This is a genomic window from Halorientalis sp. IM1011, from assembly GCF_001989615.1.
Classification (GTDB): domain Archaea; phylum Halobacteriota; class Halobacteria; order Halobacteriales; family Haloarculaceae; genus Halorientalis.
Genome location: NZ_CP019067.1, coordinates 124,597 through 144,873, shown reverse-complemented (window position 1 = coordinate 144,873; position 20,277 = coordinate 124,597). Strand labels below are relative to the sequence as shown.

At 64.5% G+C, this 20,277-nt stretch carries 25 protein-coding genes and 2 tRNA genes; 13 read left to right on the top strand and 14 right to left on the bottom strand.

The window, feature by feature from the left end:
• Window positions 1-47: 47 nt before the first annotated feature.
• A complete protein-coding gene (locus tag BV210_RS00745) occupies window positions 48-488 on the bottom strand; it encodes a DUF5793 family protein (RefSeq protein WP_077204794.1) in 441 nt (146 codons plus the stop codon).
• 115 nt (window positions 489-603) lie between these two features.
• Here BV210_RS00745 and BV210_RS00740 point away from each other — a divergent pair, with 115 nt between their 5' ends.
• The 7 genes from BV210_RS00740 (at window position 604) to BV210_RS00710 (ending at window position 7,419) form a co-directional block, all read left to right on the top strand.
• Window positions 604-1,209 (top strand): hypothetical protein, encoded by a 606-nt coding sequence (locus BV210_RS00740; RefSeq protein WP_077204793.1) that lies wholly within the window; start codon window positions 604-606, stop codon window positions 1,207-1,209.
• Between the two features lie 117 nt (window positions 1,210-1,326).
• Entirely contained in the window at window positions 1,327-2,958 is a 1,632-nt protein-coding gene (locus BV210_RS00735) for a type II/IV secretion system ATPase subunit (protein ID WP_077204792.1), read from the top strand.
• Window position 2,959: 1 nt separating this feature from the next.
• Window positions 2,960-5,377 (top strand): type II secretion system F family protein, encoded by a 2,418-nt coding sequence (locus BV210_RS00730; RefSeq protein ID WP_077204791.1) that lies wholly within the window; start codon window positions 2,960-2,962, stop codon window positions 5,375-5,377.
• 36 nt (window positions 5,378-5,413) lie between these two features.
• Window positions 5,414-6,076 (top strand): class I SAM-dependent methyltransferase, encoded by a 663-nt coding sequence (locus tag BV210_RS00725; RefSeq protein WP_077204790.1) that lies wholly within the window; start codon window positions 5,414-5,416, stop codon window positions 6,074-6,076.
• A 152-nt stretch (window positions 6,077-6,228) separates the two neighbouring features.
• Window positions 6,229-6,299, top strand: a tRNA-Gly gene (locus BV210_RS00720).
• A gap of 398 nt (window positions 6,300-6,697) precedes the next feature.
• Window positions 6,698-6,949, top strand: a complete 252-nt coding sequence (locus BV210_RS00715; protein ID WP_077204789.1) for a hypothetical protein — start codon at window positions 6,698-6,700, stop codon at window positions 6,947-6,949.
• Window positions 6,946-7,419 carry a nucleic acid-binding protein gene (locus tag BV210_RS00710; protein WP_077204788.1) on the top strand — a complete coding sequence of 158 codons (474 nt, stop codon included), beginning with the start codon at window positions 6,946-6,948 and terminating at the stop codon, window positions 7,417-7,419. The genes BV210_RS00715 and BV210_RS00710 overlap by 4 nt, the downstream gene beginning before the upstream one ends.
• A 5-nt stretch (window positions 7,420-7,424) precedes the next feature.
• Here the strand turns inward: BV210_RS00710 and BV210_RS00705 are convergent, their stop codons facing one another.
• Both BV210_RS00705 and BV210_RS00700 read right to left on the bottom strand, forming a co-directional pair.
• Window positions 7,425-8,111 carry a phosphoribosyltransferase gene (locus BV210_RS00705; RefSeq protein WP_077204787.1) on the bottom strand — a complete coding sequence of 229 codons (687 nt, stop codon included), beginning with the start codon at window positions 8,109-8,111 and terminating at the stop codon, window positions 7,425-7,427.
• 72 nt (window positions 8,112-8,183) lie between these two features.
• Entirely contained in the window at window positions 8,184-8,612 is a 429-nt protein-coding gene (locus BV210_RS00700; RefSeq protein ID WP_077204786.1) for a hypothetical protein, read from the bottom strand.
• 69 nt (window positions 8,613-8,681) lie between these two features.
• Here BV210_RS00700 and pdhA point away from each other — a divergent pair, with 69 nt between their 5' ends.
• A complete protein-coding gene (gene pdhA, locus BV210_RS00695; protein WP_084802531.1) occupies window positions 8,682-9,827 on the top strand; it encodes a pyruvate dehydrogenase (acetyl-transferring) E1 component subunit alpha in 1,146 nt (381 codons plus the stop codon).
• Window positions 9,828-9,888: 61 nt separating this feature from the next.
• Here the strand turns inward: pdhA and BV210_RS00690 are convergent, their stop codons facing one another.
• Both BV210_RS00690 and BV210_RS00685 read right to left on the bottom strand, forming a co-directional pair.
• The gene (locus BV210_RS00690) at window positions 9,889-10,722 is read right to left on the bottom strand and encodes an HD domain-containing protein (RefSeq protein WP_077204784.1); all 834 of its coding nucleotides are present in this window, start codon (window positions 10,720-10,722) and stop codon (window positions 9,889-9,891) included.
• Window positions 10,723-10,772: 50 nt separating this feature from the next.
• Window positions 10,773-11,246, bottom strand: coding sequence for a redoxin domain-containing protein (locus BV210_RS00685; RefSeq protein WP_077204783.1), 474 nt, complete (start codon window positions 11,244-11,246; stop codon window positions 10,773-10,775).
• Window positions 11,247-11,382: 136 nt separating this feature from the next.
• Between BV210_RS00685 and tatA the strand changes: the two genes are divergently transcribed.
• Window positions 11,383-11,703, top strand: a complete 321-nt coding sequence (tatA, locus tag BV210_RS00680) for a twin-arginine translocase TatA/TatE family subunit (protein ID WP_077204782.1) — start codon at window positions 11,383-11,385, stop codon at window positions 11,701-11,703.
• A 93-nt stretch (window positions 11,704-11,796) separates the two neighbouring features.
• On the opposite strand, the gene BV210_RS00675 is transcribed toward tatA, so the two are convergent.
• Window positions 11,797-12,273, bottom strand: a complete 477-nt coding sequence (locus BV210_RS00675; protein WP_077204781.1) for a cupin domain-containing protein — start codon at window positions 12,271-12,273, stop codon at window positions 11,797-11,799.
• An 81-nt stretch (window positions 12,274-12,354) separates the two neighbouring features.
• Here BV210_RS00675 and BV210_RS00670 point away from each other — a divergent pair.
• Window positions 12,355-12,427, top strand: a tRNA-Arg gene (locus BV210_RS00670).
• 495 nt (window positions 12,428-12,922) lie between these two features.
• On the opposite strand, the gene BV210_RS00665 is transcribed toward BV210_RS00670, so the two are convergent.
• From BV210_RS00665 to BV210_RS00650, 4 genes are all read right to left on the bottom strand, one after another.
• Entirely contained in the window at window positions 12,923-13,924 is a 1,002-nt protein-coding gene (locus tag BV210_RS00665) for a potassium channel family protein (RefSeq protein ID WP_077204780.1), read from the bottom strand.
• Between the two features lie 135 nt (window positions 13,925-14,059).
• On the bottom strand, window positions 14,060-14,455 hold the full coding sequence (locus BV210_RS00660; protein ID WP_077204779.1) for a hypothetical protein: 396 nt from the start codon (window positions 14,453-14,455) through the stop codon (window positions 14,060-14,062).
• 51 nt (window positions 14,456-14,506) lie between these two features.
• Entirely contained in the window at window positions 14,507-14,782 is a 276-nt protein-coding gene (locus BV210_RS00655) for a hypothetical protein (RefSeq protein ID WP_077204778.1), read from the bottom strand.
• Complete coding sequence (locus BV210_RS00650; RefSeq protein ID WP_077204777.1) at window positions 14,782-15,135, bottom strand: winged helix-turn-helix domain-containing protein; 354 nt, start codon at window positions 15,133-15,135, stop codon at window positions 14,782-14,784. The genes BV210_RS00655 and BV210_RS00650 overlap by 1 nt, the downstream gene beginning before the upstream one ends.
• 114 nt (window positions 15,136-15,249) lie before the next feature.
• Between BV210_RS00650 and BV210_RS00645 the strand changes: the two genes are divergently transcribed.
• The gene (locus BV210_RS00645; protein ID WP_084802530.1) at window positions 15,250-15,810 is read left to right on the top strand and encodes a DoxX family membrane protein; all 561 of its coding nucleotides are present in this window, start codon (window positions 15,250-15,252) and stop codon (window positions 15,808-15,810) included.
• A gap of 27 nt (window positions 15,811-15,837) precedes the next feature.
• On the top strand, window positions 15,838-16,227 hold the full coding sequence (locus tag BV210_RS00640; RefSeq protein ID WP_077204775.1) for an SHOCT domain-containing protein: 390 nt from the start codon (window positions 15,838-15,840) through the stop codon (window positions 16,225-16,227).
• A 227-nt stretch (window positions 16,228-16,454) separates the two neighbouring features.
• Here BV210_RS00640 and BV210_RS00635 read toward each other — a convergent pair whose 3' ends face one another.
• Together BV210_RS00635 and BV210_RS00630 are read right to left on the bottom strand one after the other, a co-directional pair.
• Window positions 16,455-16,871, bottom strand: coding sequence for a DUF302 domain-containing protein (locus BV210_RS00635; RefSeq protein ID WP_077204774.1), 417 nt, complete (start codon window positions 16,869-16,871; stop codon window positions 16,455-16,457).
• A gap of 424 nt (window positions 16,872-17,295) precedes the next feature.
• A complete protein-coding gene (locus BV210_RS00630) occupies window positions 17,296-17,583 on the bottom strand; it encodes a ubiquitin-like small modifier protein 1 (protein ID WP_077204773.1) in 288 nt (95 codons plus the stop codon).
• A 121-nt stretch (window positions 17,584-17,704) separates the two neighbouring features.
• On the opposite strand from BV210_RS00630, the gene BV210_RS00625 reads away from it, so the two are divergent.
• Window positions 17,705-18,643, top strand: a complete 939-nt coding sequence (locus tag BV210_RS00625; protein WP_077204772.1) for a haloalkane dehalogenase — start codon at window positions 17,705-17,707, stop codon at window positions 18,641-18,643.
• Here the strand turns inward: BV210_RS00625 and BV210_RS00620 are convergent.
• Together BV210_RS00620 and BV210_RS00615 are read right to left on the bottom strand one after the other, a co-directional pair.
• Complete coding sequence (locus tag BV210_RS00620; protein WP_077204771.1) at window positions 18,640-19,605, bottom strand: halocyanin domain-containing protein; 966 nt, start codon at window positions 19,603-19,605, stop codon at window positions 18,640-18,642. The two genes, BV210_RS00625 and BV210_RS00620, sit on opposite strands and share 4 nt — an antisense overlap.
• Window positions 19,606-19,796: 191 nt before the next feature.
• On the bottom strand, window positions 19,797-20,195 hold the full coding sequence (locus BV210_RS00615; protein ID WP_077204770.1) for a hypothetical protein: 399 nt from the start codon (window positions 20,193-20,195) through the stop codon (window positions 19,797-19,799).
• Window positions 20,196-20,277 lie beyond the last annotated feature (82 nt).

Sequence of the window (20,277 nt, the reverse complement as noted above, 5' to 3'; positions counted from 1 at the left end):
CCAGAGCGGCGACACACACTTAGAGGCAGGCGGTCCGCTCGTCCGCCCTACAGTTCGACGCCGGAGGGGATCAGCGAGTGGTTCCGCAGGAGGTCCCCGTCGTCGTCGTAGACCAGGAGCGTCCGCTTGTCGGTCGTGTAGCGGTCGCCGCCGACCACGTCGATTTCGAGGCTGTAACAGCCGGGGGCGTCGCTCCCTTCCTGTCCGTAGGCCTTGGCGGCGTCGACGAGGTCGAGGATGGCGTCGGCGTCGGCGTTGACCTCGAGGACGAAGTCGCCGGTCAGGCGCTCGGTGATGGCGAGGACGCCGTCCGCGTCGGGGTCGTCGACCGGCGTCTGGAAGCGGAAGGCCAGATCGAGGTCGGTCCCGGGTGTCAGGCGCGTCTCGAGTTCGTCCGACGGGCCGTCGTACTCGACGTGTACCGTCGGCTGCTCGACCGGATCGGTCCCGACGTCGCGCAACTCGAGCGTGAAGTAATCGCGCCTCATTCGATGCTTCGACGTACGTCGTCCGCGCCAATGAACGTAACGCCTGTTTCGATCGGCATCGGGAACCCCGGTCGTGGCGTGGGGATTTTTGACGGCCGCGCTCGCGGTGGCCCATATGGTCTGGGTCAAGTCGGAGTACGCCGAGGAACTCGCCGTCGTGTCGGCGTGGCTGAGCGCGCTCATCCCGTGGTCGATATCGGTCGCCATCGGCGAACTCCAGGGCGGATCGCTGATCGAGTTTCACTTCCCCTTCCTCCTGCTCAGGGTCCTGCTCGGCGTCGAGGTCCCCGCGCCGAACCCGCTCATCCTGTTGCCGTGGGAGGCCATCGGATTCTACGGCGACGCGCCCGGCCCACTTCCCTTCGCCGTCTGGACCGTCGGTGCCGCCGTCGTCGGCCTCGCCGTCCTGCTGAGCCTCGCGATGTACGCCTTCGAGGACCGGTTCCGGACGGCCCGCGTCGACCCCGTGCGCGTCATGGGCGGCCTCCTGCTGGTCGCCGCCGTCCTCCACACCGTCGCCAGCGCACTCCTGCAGTTCGGGGCACTCCCCATCGAGGGCGTCCAGACCGACGCCTTCCCCGGCATCCTGCTGCCCGTCGGCGTCGTCTTCCAGTACGCCTTCGCCTACACGCTGCTCCGGGTCGAACGCGTCGACGACCCCGAGATAGACGCGACCGACGGACAGACCGAGTCCGGCGCTGTCGACACAGAGGAGACGTGACCGCCACGCGGCAGGGAACCTGTCAGTTTCCGCTATCGAACGAACGGAAACGAGATGCGAATTTAAGTGAGTGGGTCCGTAAGCGGCAGTAACGAATCGCCGGATCGAGGTCGATCTATGGCAGGACAGGACGCCAGCGCGGGTGACGACGTCGGAGAGTCGCGAGTCGAAGAGGTACGCCGCTGGCTCTCCTACACGGCCGACTTGCTCCGGGGGACGACGCTCCCGGTCCAGAACTACGACCCCGACAAACACGACCGCCTCATCTCCTTCTCCGGCCTGCCGAGCTACGAGGAAGTCGATCGCTACTGGCTGAACGTCCCCTTCTCGTTCGTCTCGATCAACTACGACCACGAGGAGGACAAACACCGCTATCACGTCGTCGAACCCCAGCTGGACGAACTGGAAGCGAACCTGCTCGACCGACTGGCCGAGGACATCCGCGAACCCCTCCTCTACCGCGAGAACGTGGCCGACGACCCCGAGGCGGCACTGCAGGAGGAACTCCAGGATAGACTCGAGGAGTACGGCGTCGACATCGGCCTCGAATCGTACTACCGCCTGTTCTACTACCTTCACCGCCGGTTCCACGGCTACGGGCGGATCGACCCGATCATGCACGACCCCCACGTAGAGGACATCTCCTGTGACGGTCCCGACCTTCCGATCTTCGTCTACCACGACGATTACACCGACGTAGAGTCGAACGTCGTCTTCGAGGGCCAGGAACTGTCGAACTTCGTCATCCAGCTGGCCCAGCGCTCGGGCCGGCACGTCAGCGTCTCCGACCCCGTCGTCTCCGCGACGCTGCCGGACGGCTCCCGGATCGAGTTGGCGCTTGGCGAGGAGGTGACCCCCCGGGGGTCGGCGTTCACCATTCGGAAGTACGCCGACGAGCCGTTCACGCCCATCGACCTGCTGGAGTACGGGACCGCGAACCTCGACATGCTCGCCTTCCTCTGGCTCTGCATCGAGAACAACCGTTCCTTGCTCTTTGCGGGCGGGACTGCGGCGGGAAAGACCACCTCGATGAACGCCGTCTCGATGTTCATTCCGCCACGAGCGAAGGTGCTGACCATCGAGGACACGCGCGAACTCTCGCTGTACCACGACAACTGGCTCTCGTCGATCACCCGGGAACGGCTGGACGACGACGACATAACGATGTACGATCTGCTGCGCTCGGCGCTGCGTCACCGCCCCGAGTACATCATCGTCGGCGAGGTCCGGGGTGAGGAGGCGATCACCCTCTTCCAGGCGATGAACACCGGCCACACGACGTTCTCGACGATGCACGCCGACTCCGTCCAGACGGTCATCAACCGGCTTGAGAACGAGCCGATCAACGTCCCGCGACCGATGGTCCAGAGTCTGGACGTGCTCTGCGTGCAGGTGCTGACCCGGACCGGGGGCGAGCGCGTCCGCCGGATGCGCACGCTCGCCGAGATCGAGGGGATCGACCAGCGGACCGGTGAACTGGACTACTCGAACACCTACTCCTGGCGGGCGACCGAGGACACCTTCACGAACAGCGGGAGCGACCTGCTCGACGAGATCCGCGAGGAGCGGGGCTGGAACCAGTCCGAACTGTTGCGGGAGATCCGCAACCGCAAGAAGTTCCTCGAGTATCTCCGCGAGGAGGGCGTCAACGACTACCGGCGGTTCACGGCGATGGTGAACAAGTACTACGCCGACAGCGACGCCGTCCTCGACCGGATCGAGGACGCCGGCGTCGAAGTGGAGTCCTGACATGGTCTCGGCGCTCACCCTGGTCCCGGCCCTGTTCGCGCTCGCTCTGGGGGCGCTCCTGATCGCGGCGGGGACGAGCGCCGCCGTCAACAAACGGCTTACCCGGATCTCGCGGGGCGTGTTCGGCCGGTTCGTCGACGACAGCGTCGAGCGCAGGGAGTTGCTGCAGTCGGCGTACGTCCCCGAGACCTACCGGGCGTACGCGGCCAAGACCTACCTCTACGCGGTCGTGTTCGCCGTGCTGGGTGGCATCGTCGGCGGCTACCTCGTGGCCCTGCTGATTCTCGCGGTGCCGCTGATCGGCGGGCTGATCGCGGGGCTCCCCAACACCATGACGGCCGTGCTGGGGCAACCGTCCACGTGGTCGCTGGAACTCGCTCCAAACGTCTTCCTCGCGGTCGCCGTCGGTGGCGGTGTGATCGCGTCGCTGGTGTCCGGGGCGCTGGCCTACACGATGCGCTGGCAGACGCTGGCCAGTCGCGCCGAGGCGCGTCGCCGCCGGATCAACGAGAGCCTCGCCCGGACCGTCGCCTTCCTCTACGCGCTCTCCCGAGGTGGGATGCCGTTCCCGGTCGTCATGCGAACGCTGGCGGACAACAGGGGGATCTACGGGGAGAGCGCCCGCGAGATGTCCGTCGCCGTCCGGCAGATGGACCTGTTCGGGACCGACATGATCAACGCCATCCGGCGGATGGCAAAGCGGACGCCCAGCGAGGAGTACAAGACCTTCGGCGAGAACCTCTCCTCGGTCCTCCAGAGCGGGCAGAACCTCCCGCAGTTCCTCCACGACCAGTACGAGCGCTATCAGGAAGAGGCCGAGGACCGCCAGGAAGAACTGCTGGAACTGCTGGCGACCATCGCCGAAGCGTACGTCACCGTCCTCGTCGCGGGGACGCTCTTCTTGATCACCATCCTCCTCGTGTTCGGGCTGACGACGACCGACACGCTCGGCATCCTCCGGTTGCTCGGATATCTGGCGATTCCGCTGGCCAACGTCGGGTTCATCGTCTTCCTGGACCAGCGGCTCGAACTGCTCGGCATCGGGAACGAGGGGACAGTCGTCCCGGACGCGTCCACGCTCGTCGGCGGTGGAGGAGGGGTCGCCGACCGCGACGTGCCCGCCGCCGACGGCGGCCATTCGAACGCGCTCGCCGACAACTTCGACCGCCTGGCCGTCTACGACCGGCTCCAGCGGTACAAGCGCGTCTTCACCTCACCGGTCGAGACGGTCCTGCGGAACCCCACGGCGCTGCTGTACGTGACGATTCCGCTGGCGCTCGTCGTGACAGTGGTGCGCCTGCCCACCGCGCTGACCGGCGTCGGCGTCAACGTGCGGGTCCTCGACGACCTCGTCATTCAGGCACTGCTGTTCGTCCTCTCGACCTACGCCATCGTCCGGTACGTCCAGCAGCGCCGACTCAAGCGGGTCGAGTCCGCGTCGCCGGAGATGCTCGAACGTCTCGCCAGCCTCAACGAAGCCGGGATGTCCGTGGTCGAGAGTTTCGACCGCATCCGCGGGAGCGACCTCGGCGCGCTCACGCCAGAGATCGAACGCATCTGGACCGACATCTCCCTCGGTGCGAACGTCGAGGCAGCGCTCGTGCGGTTCGGGGACCGCGTCCGCACAGTCCCAGTTACCCGCGCCGTAACCCTCCTGACCAACGCGATGCGGGCCAGCGGGAACATCGGCGCCGTCCTGCGCATCGCCGCCACGCAGGCCCGCGCGGACCTGCGGATGAAACGTCAACGTCGGCGGCAGATGCTCACCTATCTCGTCGTCATCTACGTCGCCTTCCTCGTCTTCCTGGTCATCATCGTCGCCGTCGAGGAGGTCCTGGTCCCGAGCCTGCCCAACAACGTGCCGACGCCGCCCTCAGACAATCGACTGGGCGTCGACGCGAGCCAGTTCACCCGGTTCGGGAGCGTCGACAAGGCCGCCTACACCCTCGTCTTCTTCCACATCGGCATGGTGCAGGCGTTCTTCTCGGGGCTGGTCGGCGGCCAACTCGGTGAGGGGTCGCTCCGGGACGGCGTGAAACACGCCGCCGTCCTGCTGACCGTGGCGTACGTGGTCTTCGTGTTGCTCTCCTCGCCCGTCGCCTCGATGAACATGGCCGACCAGTTCGGCGGGACGAGCGAAGTCGAAGTCGAGTCCGCGTCGCTCTCGGACGGCGGGTTCATTGTCGTCCACCGGGGGACCCCCGACGGCGAGGTCATCGGCGTCAGCGAGTACCTCCCCGCCGGGACCTCCGAGGACGTGACGATCCAGTTAGATCGGGAGATAGACGGCGAGGAGACCATCGTCCTGATACCTCACCAGGACACCGACGAGGATCGGACCTACGACGCCGACAACGAGACCGACACGGTCTACCCGCCAAGCGTCGACGCCAACCAGGTCGAGTTCACCTTCGACTAACGCAACCGTCTTGACTGCCGGCCCGGAAGCGCGGGCATGGACGACGACCCGGCCCGCGCGGGCGTCCGGGACACCTACGACTGGATCGCCGACCACTTCTCCGCCACCCGCGAGTACGCCTGGCCGGAAGTCGAATCCTTCCTCGACAGCCGCGATGGGACGGTGGGCCTCGACCTCGGCTGTGGCAACGGCCGCCACGCCGAACCCCTCGCCGACCTGACCGACCGCGTACTCGCCGTCGACGTGAGCCGTGGCCTGCTCCGGGAAGCACGCGAGCGGGTCGCCGACACCGACGCCAGCGCGGCCGTCCGACTCGTACAGGGCGACGCGGCAAGTCTCCCGATCCGGTCGGACACCGTCGATCTGGCCGTCTACGTCGCCACGCTACACCACCTCCCCGACCGGGACCTGCGCGTGACGAGTCTCGACGAACTCGCTCGCGTCCTCGCGCCCGGCGGTCGCGCGCTGGTCAGCGCCTGGAGTACGGCCCACGACCGGTTCGACGCCGAGGATGGGTTCGACACCACGGTGGACTGGACGCTGCCCGGCGGCGAGCGCGTGCCGCGGTTCTACCACATCTACAGTCCCGAGGAGTTCCGGGCGGATCTGGACGCGAGCGGGGTGGAGCCGGTCGAGGTGTTCGTCTCCAGCGGGAACTGTTACGCGGTGGTCGCCGACGGCGAAGGGAAAGCCACATAAATTGGCACGCGGAACATCCAGTTGTCACCTCGCGCCGCGGCGATCCAGCCTGGATCACTGGCGCGCCCGGTCGGGGCGGCATTCGAGCGGCGATGTCCTGCGGAGCGAAGCGACGCAGGGCCCGGCGCACGAGTGAACGAAGTGAACGACGTGCGGCGATGGTCTAGTGGTAGGACCTGAGCCTTCCAAGCTCATGGCCCGGGTTCAAATCCCGGTCGCCGCATTCCTGCGACGAACAATCCGTGAGTCGCAGGTATCGCAGAGGGATTTGAACCCTGGAAGTCACAGCCCGCACAGCCGAGCGGAGCGAGGCGGGCAGGAATGTCTTCCTCCGGTTCAAATTCCGACCGACGGAGTCGGTCGGCGTGCGCGACGGTAGTCGCGCACTCCCGGTCGCCGCATTGCGAGGCGCTCACTGTCGTTCGCGCCTCGGTTTGCGAACGGCGAGTTTACGAGCCGTGAGCGATATCGCTCACAATCCGTGAGCGACGAATGCGGCAGGAGGCGATTTGGACCCTGGGAGTCGCGCACTCTCGGGTGTCACATTTCGATGGACCTTGTGCCGGCAGAAACGGGTGAGCTGGACGCGAATTTATGACTGTGGACGAACAACCGATCACTATGGCCGCGGAAATCTCCGACCGAGTCCGAGACATCGCGGAGGCGAGTGGGGTTGCCGAGTCAGAAGTGCTCGAGCGAGCGCTCGAACGCGGACTCGAAGCACTCTGGGAAGACATGATCATCGCGGAGTATTTCGACGGCGATCTCGACCGGGAGGAGGCGGTCGACCGAGTCGGCCGAGCCAAAGTCGAACGGGCGGAACGGGAGCGCGACGCTGTCGAGGACGATGTCGACTGGGGACTGAACGCGTGACGCTGGTTGCGGTGGCCGACGCTGGACCGCTGATCCACCTCGCCGAGATCGAATCCCTCGATCTACTCTCTCACGTTGAGACACTCTATATCCCGGAAACGGTCGTGGAAGAACTCGATAGAGGCGGGAGCGGTGACGAAATCGCCGAAGTCGACTCCGAGATCGTGTCCGCTCCTGATGACCAGAGCCCCGAAACGGATCTCGACCCCGGTGAGCGTGCGGCATTGGCAGTGGCGACGGACCGAAAAGCGGTCTTGCTGACTGACGATTTAGAGGCCCGGGACGCGGCGAAAGAGTCGGGTGTCGAGGTACATGGGTCGATCGGCGTTATCGCTCTCGCACATGCTCGCGGATCGCTCGACCGATCGGAGGCAGCAGAACGGATGCGGGCCCTGCAGTACGACACGAGTTTGTTCGTGACCGAAGCGGTCGTCGAACGTGGAATCGAGATGCTAGACGAGCGTTCGTAATCGACTCACTCCACCAGCCGCCAGCCCTCACCCGTCGCCTCGGCCACGTCCCGGCGGACCATCTCGGCCATCACCTCGTCGAAACGGTCGGGCTGGGCGATCTCCATCTCGATGCGTTCGATGCCGTGGACTTCTCGGAGCGCGCGGCGGATGTCGGTCTCGGTCATGACCTCGCCCTCGCCCATCACGTCGGAAACGAGGTCGATCATGTCCTCGACGAAGTTCCAGGGGTAGACGACCCAGGTCCACTCGGCGAGGCGCTCGCCGACGAAATCGGGTTCGAAGGAGCTGGTTCCCAGTAGCTGGAGGGTGGCGGTGCGGACCTCGTCGCAGTCGCGGTCGGTCACGTACTCGTGGGCGCGGCTGATCGACCCGCCGGTGTCGGCGATGTCGTCGACGATCAACACGTCCTTCCCCTCGACCGACCCCTCGGGCATGGGGTAGCGGACGGTGGGCTCGTCGTCTTTCTCGGCGGTCCCGACGTAGTGTTCCATCTTGAGGCTGGTCAGGTCGTCGAGACCGAGGAAGTCACAGAGACAGCGGCCGGCGAACCAGCCGCCGCGGGCGAGCGCGACGACGATGTCTGGCTCGAACTCGGCGGCTTTGACCTGTTCGCTCACGTCGCGACAGAGGCCGTAGATGTACTCCCAGTTCGTAATCGTACAGTCGAATTCATCCGGCAGGTCGGACACGCGTGGTCACCGTTTACCTCCCGGAGCGCGGGCAACTTGAATGTCACCGCATGCGACTCGTGGGGTGGGCGGTCAGGGCTCGACCGCTTCCCAGGTGTCGGAGGTGATGTGGGCGTCCGCCCGCTCTGGGAAGTAGATGGCGAGGCGGCCGTCCTCCTCGGTGGCTTCGAGGTCGGGGGCGTTCTCCTGCCCGGAGTCGCGGGCGGGCTGGACCAGCGGGCGCTGGCGCTCCGGAAACGCTGTGATGGTTTCGTCGTGGGGGTGGTCGTCCGCGTCCGATCGGGCCGGGCGGAGGCGGCGCTGCTCGGCGACGGGCGCGTCGTCGACGACGAACGCCGAGCCGAAGTTGAGCGACGGGAACACCGAGAGGCGACGGCGAAGACCGTCGAGGGTCGACCGGACGAACCCGACCACCGCCTCCCGAACCGACGTGCCGGCACCCGATCCGTCCCCCTCTGGGGAGTCGCCTTCGTAGGGCTGCTGGGTGGGCGTGTTACCCATACCCAAAGATACGGCCGGCAGTACTAAACGATTGTGTCGGGGTGGTTCACCACTCCGAGCGATACCATTATGTCACGTCTGTCCGTGCCCTGCGACACTGTGACGGATCAGGGGAGCCTGGGCGACGGCGCTGGCGACCGCGTGCAGATTCTCGACGAGGACGGCCACGTCCGAGCGGACGCGTCCGTCCCGGACCTCTCGGACGAGCGTCTCGTCGAAATGTACCGCCAGCTCCGACTCGCCCGCCACTTCGACGAGCGGATGATCAGCCTCCAGCGACAGGGCCGGCTCGGAACCTATCCCTCCCTGGCCGGGCAGGAAGGGGCACAGGTCGGCTCGACCCACGCCCTGGCCGACGAGGACTGGATCTCCTTCCAGTACCGCGAGCACGGGGCCGTGATCGTCCGCGGACTGGAACCGGAGTACCTGCTCTACTGGATGGGTCACGAGCGGGGCAACGAGTGGCTCGCCGAGAAGAACGTCTTCCCGCTGAACATCTCCATCGCGAGTCACCTGCCCCACGCCACGGGGATGGCCTGGGCGGCCAAGCTCAAGGGCGACGACCGGGCCGTCGTCTGTCACTTCGGCGACGGCGCGACCAGCGAGGGCGACTTCCACGAGGCACTGAACTACGCCGGCGTGTTCGACGTGCCTGCGATCTTCTTCTGTAACAACAACCAGTACGCCATCTCACACCCCCGGGAGCGTCAGACCGCGAGCCCGACGATCGCGCAGAAGGCGGACGCCTACGGCATCGACGGTATCCGGGTCGACGGGATGGACCCGCTGGCGGTGTACGAGGTCACTCGACAGGCCGTCCGGAAGGCAAAGGGTCCCGAGGAAGGGCAGTGTCGGCCCACGCTGGTCGAGGCAGTCATGTATCGGTTCGGCGCGCACACGACCGCCGACGACCCCTCGGTCTACCGCGACGACGCGGAGGTCGAGGAGTGGAAACAGCGCGACCCGATCCCCCGACTGGAGACGTTCCTGCGGGAGCGCGGGCTGCTCGACGACGAGGCCGTCGACGCCATCGAGGGGGATGTCCGCGAGACGGTCGCCGACCTGATCGACGCGGCCGAGGAGTTCGAGCCCGACCCCGAGCAACTGTTCGCCAACGCCTACGAGTCGGACACGCCCCGGATTCGCGAACAGCGGGAGGTGTTCCGACAGCTCCGCGAGCGCCACGGCGACGACGCGTTGCTCGAAGACGAGTGATCGGTCCCCGGACGACACCGGCGTGACGTTCGACGGGAGAGAGCCGGTCGCCGGTCCAGACTCACAACTCGATCCGCTCGACGATCCGGTTCTCGTCTTCGCGTGCGTTGAGCGCGACGATCCGGAGGCGGTCTTCCAGTCCCGAACCCTCGACTTTGGCCTTCAGGAGGTTGTCGACCTGATAGACGCCGGCGGCGTTGGTCATCTCTATCTCGATGAGGACCGCGTTGTCCTCGCCGGGGTGGAGGGTGACTTCCTTGATCGCCTGACTGGAGACGGTGTTGATCCCGCGACCACCGCGCTCGTAGGGGATGCGCGAGCGGCCCTGCTCCATGTCCAGCGCGTCGGCGACGCGAACGACGCCGGCCTCCAGGGTCAGCGGGTCCTCCTCGACGTGGTGACAGAGGATCGCGTGGAGCACCTCGCCCTTCATCCGGACGGCCTCGGCCACCTCGTAGCCCAGATCGGGGAGGATACGGTCGAGCAGGTCAGCCGCGAGTGGGATCGAGTAGTACGGGTGTTCGTCGCGGTGGACGACGTGGCCGATGTCGTGCAGCGTCGCCGCGAGCGCGACGACGACGGCCTCGTCGGCCTCGTCGAGGCCCTGTTCGGCCGCGCCGTTGAACTCGACCCCCTCGCCCTTGAGGAGGTCGTAGAGACAGAGCGCCCGGTTGCGGACGATCTCTATGTGTTTCGTCCCGTGGTCGTTGTAGCGCTTTCGCGCGACCGGGTTGACGTTCTGGGCTTCGAGGTAGGCCGCTATCTCCGCGTCGTCGTCGACGTAGGTCAGGGCCTCGTTGAGTCGTTCGTCGGGGAAGGCGTGGTCGGCCTCGGGGTCGTAGACGCGACCGTCACCGCCCGTCCCCGCGTCGCTCTCGTCGGTGGCGTCGCTCATGGTCCAACGTGGCGGCGGGTGGAGAAAAAGACTCGGTGGGGCCGCGGCGATCAGGCGTCGGCGGCGGCCGACTCGACCTCGTCGTAGTCGGGTTCGACGCCGGGGTCGTCGCTGACCCACGCGTACGTCACGTCGCCGTCGCCGTTGACGACGAAGACGGCCCGCTTCGCCACGTCGTGGACGCCCAGATCGGCGAAGTCCATGCCGATGCCGTAGTCCTCGATGATCTCCTTGTCGGCGTCGCTGATCAGACCGAACTCCAGCCCGAGTTTGTCGCGGAACTCGTTGAGGGCGAACGGGGAGTCGACGCTGATACCGTAGACGGTCGCGCCGCCGTCCTCGAAGTCCGCCAGGCGGTCCTGGAAGGTGTTCATCTCGTGGGAGCAGACGCTCGTGAACGCGCCGGGGAAGAAGGCGAGGACGATCGGTGCGTCGTCCAGATTCTCCGAGAGTGTGAACTCCTCGATGTCGCCGTTCGCGAGCGGTGCAGTGAAATCGGGGGCTGCGTCGCCTTCGTCTACCATGACAGCCCTCCCTTCGAACGGGTGTGGGATTACTGTTGTGCCATCGATGCGCCTGTAGAACCGCCGATCAGCCGTCGTTACCGGGTGGGTTTGAGCAAAAAGCCTATAATAAGCCTCCAGTTATGCTCAGGTACAGATGACCGGACTATTCCCGTTAGTCGTTCCCGGGATCCCCGGTGGGCCGGAACTGCTCGTAATCCTGCTCATCGCGATCCTGCTGTTCGGCGCGAACAAGATCCCCGAACTCGCCCGTTCGTCCGGACAGGCGATCGGTGAGTTCCAGAAGGGCCGCGAAGAGATCGAAGAGGAACTCCAGGAGATGAAAGAACCCGACACGGAGTCCGACTCCAGCACGTCGGCCGATACGTCGACCGACACCGGCGGCTCGGTCGGCTCCGAAGTCGACTCGGAAGTCGACTCCACGACCGACACGAACACCGACACCTCGAACAACTGAGCTAGTTTTCGCTGGTTTTCCGGTTCGCCATCCCTCGCAGTCGCACCGCTACACTCGGTGCGGGGCCCGTCCTCCCGAACTCGTCGGTCCCGATCAGGCCTGCGGGTCGTTCCCGCATTCGCGACAGGCGAACGAGAACTGTCCGTCGTCGGTGAGGTTCATCCCGTGGTCGGTCTCCTCGTCGCATTCGGTGCAGTACACCAGTGCGTCGAGTTCGTCCCAGTCGTGACGGGCACCGGGTGCACCGATGGCGAACCCGCGGACGATGTCGTCGGTCTCGTTACCCCCGGTCTGGTATTCCCCCGGCTCGAACCGGATACAGCCGTCTTCGGGTACGTCGACGACTTCCTCGGGTGTCTCGAACGTGGCCGTTCCGTCGAGGATGTAGAACAGCTCCTCCTGATCGTGGTGGCGGTGCATGCCGCCGGAGAAGGACTCGCCGGGCTGGAGTTCGAAGTAGTTGAACGCGAAGTCGGTCGTCTCCAGCGCGTCCGAGACGGGTTTGCGAATCGAGTGGACGCCGAGTGGGTTGTTCTCGATGCGAACGTCGTCGAGCGAGACTTTCTCCATGGCCGTTCCTGCGGTGGCTCCGACATAACCGTTGGGAGCGAAGAGAAACCGTTTTTCACTGGACGGGCGCAACTGGGGATAGGGCGTGTGGCCTAGTGGACAGGGCGAGAGGTTCCTAACCTCTCGATCCCGGGTTCGAATCCCGGCACGCCCGTGCAGCGACGAACGAGTGTAGCGAGTGAGGAGCGAACCGGCATGACGGGATTCTAATCAGGGAGCGGGAGGTGAGCGAGCGTCGTGAGCGAACGGGAGCGACCGTGGTTCGAATCCCGACACGCCCGCTCCCTGCGGTCGCGGGCGTGTCGACGTCCCACTCGCTCACTTCGTTCGCTCGCGGGACTCCCGGCACGCCCGTGCAGTGCGAGGACGAACGGAGTGTGTCCTCGGCGTGCGAACGGGGAGCGAAGCGACCCGTGAGCAGGAGGAGCGACCGCAGGGAGCGACGACCGAACCGGACCCGGGATTCGAAGTAGACCAGACACGCGCAGCGAAGCGAGCATGTCTGGGCGTGGTTCGAATCCCGACACGCCCGCTCCCTGCGGTCGCGGGCGTGTCGACGTCCCACTCGCTCACTTCGTTCGCGGGACTCCCGGCACGCCACCTATCCACTCTTGTCCGATCAGATGGAGACCGGGCTGGCGACACGCCATCACTCGTCGTTCTGTGAGGGCCACTCTCGTTCGTCGGACTCGACGAGTCCGAGGAGCGTTCGCCGTCGCTGTGCTAACTCGTCGAGGGACTCGGAGAACGCGTCGTCGGAAACCACCGGAACCCCGGTCGCTCGAAGCGTATCGAGGTCCGGTGGCGGTGGGGAGCGATCGGCAGGCTCGACGAACTCGCTCTGAAGCGTTTCCAGATAATTCTCGACACTCGACCGGGCGTTCCGAAGAATCGTGTCGCTCGGGTGTGAGCGCTCGGACAGTCCGAACTGGAGAAGTGACAGCGTCTCGTCGAGGATGCTGACGCTCACGACCGGTGATTGGCCGGGGTGGTCGCTGTGGAAGTAATGGAGAATCGGATACGCCTTGTGGTTCGACGTCAGCGTGTTCAACTGTGTCGTATAGGTGTGTAAGGGGAGTTCGAGGCCCTCGAACTCATCGCCGGTCCAACTCGTGAGTAGAATCTCGGTACCGCTTGCACCGAGTCCGCTCACACCACTGGCGAACGATCGTTTCTGTGTGACCGCACTCAGGACGTTGAGGACGTACGTAACGCTGAGCGTGACGAAGAGCATCCCGCTCGCGGTGGCGACCCCCGTCAAAATCTGCCAGACTCCACCTCGCGGGACGAAATCTCCGTTTCCTAACGTGAAGATCGTATATCCGGAGAAATAGATCAGATCCGGCCAGGTGAGCGGTCCTCGGTGCAACGTATCGATGATCGAGCTCTCACCACTGGAAAAGACGAATACCCACCCGCCCCAGAGAAGTACGATCCACGTCGCCAGGCTCAGCGTGAGAATTATCGGGCCTGCGAGAGAGTGAACTCGTGAATTGTCCCCTTCGAACTGTCGTACTAGTCGCCAGGTCGTTGCCATCAACAGCGCGGTCAGCGGGCCAGCGCCGCCCTCGACCCAGAGCGTCGTCCAGAGGAGGTCGACGACGACACCGGTGAGGATGAACACACCGACTGCAAGCGGTAGTGGATCCATCGCTGTTCACCTGCGGACCGGAACTGGTCGGGTAGTGGTCATGGACAGATCAGCCGCCGTTTTTCTGTACGAACGGGGTGTGGCCACGAGACTCCGATAGCTTGATTGCGTCGTACGACGACGTAAGCGACTGTTCTACACGTCTTTGGTGCGGTTTTTGTATGCAATAGCTGCCAGAAGAACGTATACCGCGCCGATTATCCGCAGGCCTGTCGTGAATCGCTCGTTCCACTCGATAGAATCCGGGCGCTCGTAGAGGAGCGTGACAGCAACTTTGCGATACAGGTCTGGAAACACGAGGACGATCGCGCCGAACGCTCCGGTGACGTTCATCGTCCACCCATACGAGCGGCCGCCAAGGAGTGAGATCACGGCAATCAGAATCCCCTCCATTCGAATTCCCGGGTTGACCCAGGATCTCGTGGTCCCCTCGCCGGGTTCGGCGATAGCGAGTGTCTCGAAGAGTGCGACGATCTCGTCCGGGAACAGTGCTGTCACGACTCCGAGCACGCCTATGAGTGTCCGTAGCATAGGCTACAGTACGACCGGTTCGGATATAACGTTCGGCACAACACCCGGGACTCAGGGATTCGGGGCGTAGAGCGCATAGAGGATGGACAGCATCCCCGCTGCGGTGACGAGTGCCGCCACGAACCCGGCCTCGAAGATCGACACCTGGAGGACCTCGAAGAACACGCCTTCGAGGAAGCCGCCGAGACCGACGAGCGCGAAGCCGACGGCAACGTACAGGAGCAACTTCGTGCGATGCCGCTGATACCCGCGGTAGGCCTGGTAGGCGATGACCACTGCTAACGCGGTGGTGAACAGTTTGGCGACGACGAACAACGTGTGTTCCATCAGTCAGATCCCCGCATCTTCTCGAAGATGGATGCCATGCGGTCGGCGGGGTCCGGCCGGACGTCGATCTGGACGTCGAACCCCTCCGCCTGAAGGAGCACTTCGATGCGTTCGAGTCGCGCCTCGTACTCGCTGTAGTGCCGACCGCCGGGGTCGACGTGCGTGTACTCCTCGAGGAGGCCCTGTTCGACGAGTCGGCTGACGCGGCGAGAGACGGTCGGACGTGACATGTCGCATTCCTCACTGAGTTCTTTCGCGGATAGCCGGTCCGTCTTCGTCGCCACGAGGATATCGCGGGCGTACTCGTCGTCGAGCGTGGCGAAGATGTCTAGTCGATCGGACGCTCCGGACACACTCCCGTACTCGTGACAGGAGGGTAATATAGCCCCCCGATTTTCCGACTCAGAACGCTGGCTCGCTAGTATATACTCTCTTCCCACCTACTCGTAATTGAAGGTGAAATGATTATGTCTACACTCGACTCCGGCATGAACCGGCTCGAAAGCAGGATCGGCGGTCTGACCGTCGGCGGGAAAGTACACAGCCTCAGCGCGTGGTTCGTCCTCGCGCTCCGTCTCATGATGGGTTATGCGTTCGCCTACTCCGGCTTCACGAAGCTCACCGGTGAGTTCGCTGCCGGCGGCTATCTGTCCAACGTCGCGGCGACGAACGGCAACCCGCTGGCAGGCATGTTCGCGTGGATGGGTTCGACGCCGTGGTTCGTCGAGTTCGCGAACGTCGCCGTGCCGTGGGGCGAGCTGTTGATCGGCCTCGGCCTGCTCGTCGGCGCGTTCGTTCGCCTCGCGGCGTTCTTCGGCGCGCTCATGATGCTCATGTTCTACTTCGGTAACTGGGACATCGGCCACGGGTTCATCAACGGGGACTTCGCGTACATGCTCGTGTTCCTCGCGGTCGCGGCGTTCGCTGCCGGCCGCATCCTCGGACTCGACCAGTACATCGAACAGTACGAGATCGGCGGCCAGGCGCTCGTCGAGCGCTACCCCGCCCTCGAGTACATCCTCGGCTAACCACGCCGAACCCTCTGGAGTACACCGATGCAAAATCCGATTCGAGCACGCGGTATTCGATCGCTGGGACTCGTCGTCGTCGGAGCACTGACGCTCGCCGTCTTCGGCGGGCTGGCTCTGACGCACGCGACTGTCCCGGCTGCAACGACGTGGAACTGGCACGACGGCATGTGGAACGCCGGTCACATGGCCGGATGGAGCGGACTGGGGACGATGCTACTCGGCCTGCTGTGGATGGCACTCCTCGTCACTCTGCCAGTCTGTGTCGGCTACTGGCTGGCAACGCGGTTCCGGACGGACGGTCACACTGCGGATAGCGCACTCGCCGTCCTCCAGGAGCGGTACGCGCGTGGCGAGATCGGCGACGAGGAGTTCGATCGCCGCCGCGCCCGTCTCACGTCCGACGACCGCCGGTAGCTTTCGTTCTGTCGCTACTCGCTGATTTCGGATTTTCACGTCTCCGAAAGAGGATCAGCTCACTGTATTTTCGTGGACCACGTCTAACTGCCTGCGGCGACGGCTATACTCCATATCGACTCTCTATTGTGTGATATTCCCATTACGAATCAAGATTAGAGACTGCGACGAGGGACAGGGGACGTATCGTTATCGAGTCCAGTCAGGTGGACGAAGCCCTCGAAAAATCAGACCGCCGATGCGGGTTCGAATTCCTCCGAGACGGCTGCCAGTACACGATCGAATCGCTCGGTGACCTCGGTCGCGATGGAGTCTAGCGAATCGTTGTCTGCGATCCCGACCAGTTGCTCGGGGTCGACTGCACTCACGACGATGTCGCCGTCGTCGCGCTCGTAGACGATGACGTTACAGGGGAGGAGCGCACCGAGCTCGGTTTCCGCAGTCAAGCCCTCGTGTGCCAGCGGGGGATTGCACGCACCGAGAATCCGATACTGAGGGAACTCTTCGCCGAGTTTCTCCTTTAGTGTGCCCTGAATATCGATGTCACAGAGGACACCGAATCCCTCCTCTTCGAGTGCAGCAGTCGTCGCGTCGACGACGTCGTCGAACTCACCAGTGACTGCGGCTTGTATTGTGTACTCCATGGAATACTGTTTGCCCTGGTCAGGGTTAATGGTTTGGTCCAGCCGCGGTGTCAGGTGGAGTTTGCTCACCTCAGAGCACGATCTCTCCACTGTAACAGCTCTCCCGACGAGTACTCCGTGGCTGTGATCGTGGTGTCTCTGTGGACCCTGCCCAGCGAACTTATTTCACACGAGGGAAGAAACTTGCATTATATTCCGGGGGGCAGGAGCAAAATTTTTGTCGGATAGCATTCGACCCTAGTATGCAGTATGGCCCGATCGGAACGGTCCGGCTCCGGGGAGGGAGACCGGGACGGAGAGGAGACCGACCGCGAGTCCGAGATGCCGACACCGGGCGGACTCCGCGGTCTGGTCTAACCGGGTACAGTCCGTCCCGCGAGGGACGAACCACTGTGGAGCGAACCATTCTTTCCGACCGTATCCGTCACCGACGCCCACCAGCCACGCCCGGGGCGAGACTGACCGTCGCGCCGTCGGAAAGTACCGTCGCCGGCCCCTCCCCGTTCCGGACGTTCTCCTCGTCGACGAGGACGTTGACGTTGGGGCGGAGATCGCCGTCGCTGTCGAACAGCAGCGGACCGAGATTCTCGTACTCGTCGGCCAGTGCCGTGAGTGCCGCACCGACCGTCGTCCCCGACTCGAACTCCCGTTCGAGCCGTTTCTCGCCGATACTGTCCCTGATCGTGGCGTACGTGACGAACGCGACGTGCATGATCGCTGTCCGACCGGCGACCGGTTAAGCCCGGCGACGTACGAACGCTGTTAGCTCAGATCGACTCAACATTATTTCTGGAAGGAAAATAACTATGAGCAGAGGGTGTGTGGAAACTCCCATGGGACTGGTACGCGCACCCGCCGAGCGGTTCGAGGACCTTCCGGGCTACGAGTACGAGGCCAACTACGTGGACGTCGGTGAGGGAACCTCACCGGGCAACCAGAACGCGAAGCGTTCTGGTGACGTCGGCGGCCCCGAGATGGCCTACGTCGACGTCGAGGGCGACGGTGACGAGACCTTCCTCTGTCTCCACGGGGAGCCGACGTGGTCGTACCTCTACCGGAAGATGATCCCGACGCTCTCGGAGGTCGGGCGTGTGATCGCGCCGGATCTGATCGGCTTCGGCCGTTCCGACAAGTGGCCCGAGCAGGCCGACTACACCTACAGTGCGATGTACGACACGGTCGAGCGGTTCGTCGAGGAACTCGACCTGCAGAACGTCACTCTGATCTGTCAGGACTGGGGCGGCCTGCTCGGGCTGCCAGTCGCGGCGAACAATCCCGACCGGTTCGCCCGGCTCGTACCGATGAACACCGGCCTGATGGATGGGCACCAGTCGATGCCCGACGTGTGGCACGACTTCAAGGACATGGCCGCCGAGGCTCCCGATTTCGACGTGGGACGACTCGTGAAGGACGGCTGTCTCACCGATCTCGCCGACGAGGAAGTCGAGGCCTACCGCGCGCCCTTCCCGGACGAGGATCACATGGCCGGCGCGCGCATCCTCCCGAGTCGGGTCCCCACCGATCCGGACATGGACGGGGCCGAGACCATGCGTGCGGCCAAGCAGACGTTCGAAAACTGGGAGAAACCGGTGTTCATCCTCTTCTCGGACTCTGATCCGATCACGCACGGATCGCGGGATTACCTGCGAGACCTGTTTCCCACGGCGAGCGAACAGCCCGACACCTGGATCGAAGGCGGCGCGCACTTTCTGCAGGAGGATCGAGGCGAGACGATCGCCGAGGAGATCGTCGCGTTCGTCGAGCGAACCTAGCGGACGACGACCGCGCCGCGGCCGTTGTAGGGTTTGTCCGTCCGACAGAAGTAGCGGTAGACGCCCGGTTCGTCCATGGTCACGCTGTAGGAGTAACTCGCGTCGGCCGTCGTCCGACTGGCGCCCCAGTCGCCGTCTTCCCAGACCACGTCGTGTGAGCCGCCGCGACCGTTCCACTCGAACACGATCTCCGTCCCGGAATCGACGAGGATGGCAACCGGATCGAACGACCGGTTTTGCCCGTCGTGGCGCGCACCGACCGTCACCGAGACGGACGACTCGCCTGTCCTGTCGGTCAGACGGCCGGTGTACTCGCCGTACTCGTCGAGCCACTCGTCGACTTTCGGGTAGCCACTGAGCGACTGCTCTTCTTCGACGATGATCGCACCGCGCATCCCGATCGCACCGCCGAAGTTCGAACATCGGTAGAGGTAGACGCCGGGTTCGGTCAGCGTCACAGTGTAGGTCTTCCCGGACGAGGCGACGGGCCGCCCGCTGTCGAACAGGCCGTTGCGCTCGCGGACGTTGTGTTCGTTCTCCGGATCCTCCCAGATCCACTGGATCTTCGTTCCCGTCGTGACTCTGATCGCGGGTTTGCCGAACGCGAAGTTACTCCCCGATCCGTCGTCGACGCCGACGCCGATCGACACGTCGGTCCGCCCGATCATCGGATTGATCGATCCGTCGTAGTTTTTCGTGTTCGAGAGCCAGTCGTCGACGGTCTGCTTCGGGTTCTGTACGTCGGTTGGTTCGTCGGGCTCTGCTGGCTCATCCGACTCGTCGGGTGTCTCACCCTCCGAATCCGTCTCTTCGGGTGTGTCCGTCGGTGTTGCCGATTCGGTCAGTTCCTCGTCTTCGTCCGGAGTGTCGGCCGAGCCGTCGTCCGAACAGCCGGCGACACCCGCTGCTGTCGCGACGACTGCGGTCCGGAGGAAGGCCCGACGCTTCGATTGCCAGGTCATGCGGCAAACCTCTGTGTCCACAAATATAAATCACTTGACCTTCCTTCGGGATCCGATACCATGTGAGTCCCCGGACTGAACAGAGCGCACGTCGACTGTGCCCGGGATAGACCGACGATAGCAAGCCTGTCGGGTCGGTCGGTCGATACGGTGGGTAGCCCATATTGTCAGCGGCCATGTCTGTGCCGGCGTCAGGTGTCGATCCGAGTATCGACCGCCCCGTCTAGCAGGTGGCGCAACCGTTCCTCGTCGATCGAGAGGCGGAGCGTCTCCGTGGATTCGTCGAACGTCACCAGACCGACGGCCCGGAGTTTCGGGACGTGGCCGTGCCGGAGCGTCGTTCGGACCTCCGTCGCTGCCGGTACCGCCTCGCAGTTCGAGTCGAGTTCCCGCTCACGCTCTGGGATCCGCCGTGACGCCGTGGTCAGCGAGACCTGACCGTCGGCGTCGGCGAGCGTCCACAGCAACGCCAGACGACGGGCCGACGCGAGCGCACCGAAGAGACTCGCCGGGTCTCTCACAGAGGGAAATCCGCTGTCGGTCGGTTCGGACTGGCGTCGTGTCGACCACTCGATCTCGGGTTTCGACATACCCGACCGTACGCGCCGGACCCGGATGAGCGACGTACCCGACCTGTTTTGTTTTCGGGTAGTTGCGGGTCGGTGCCCTCCA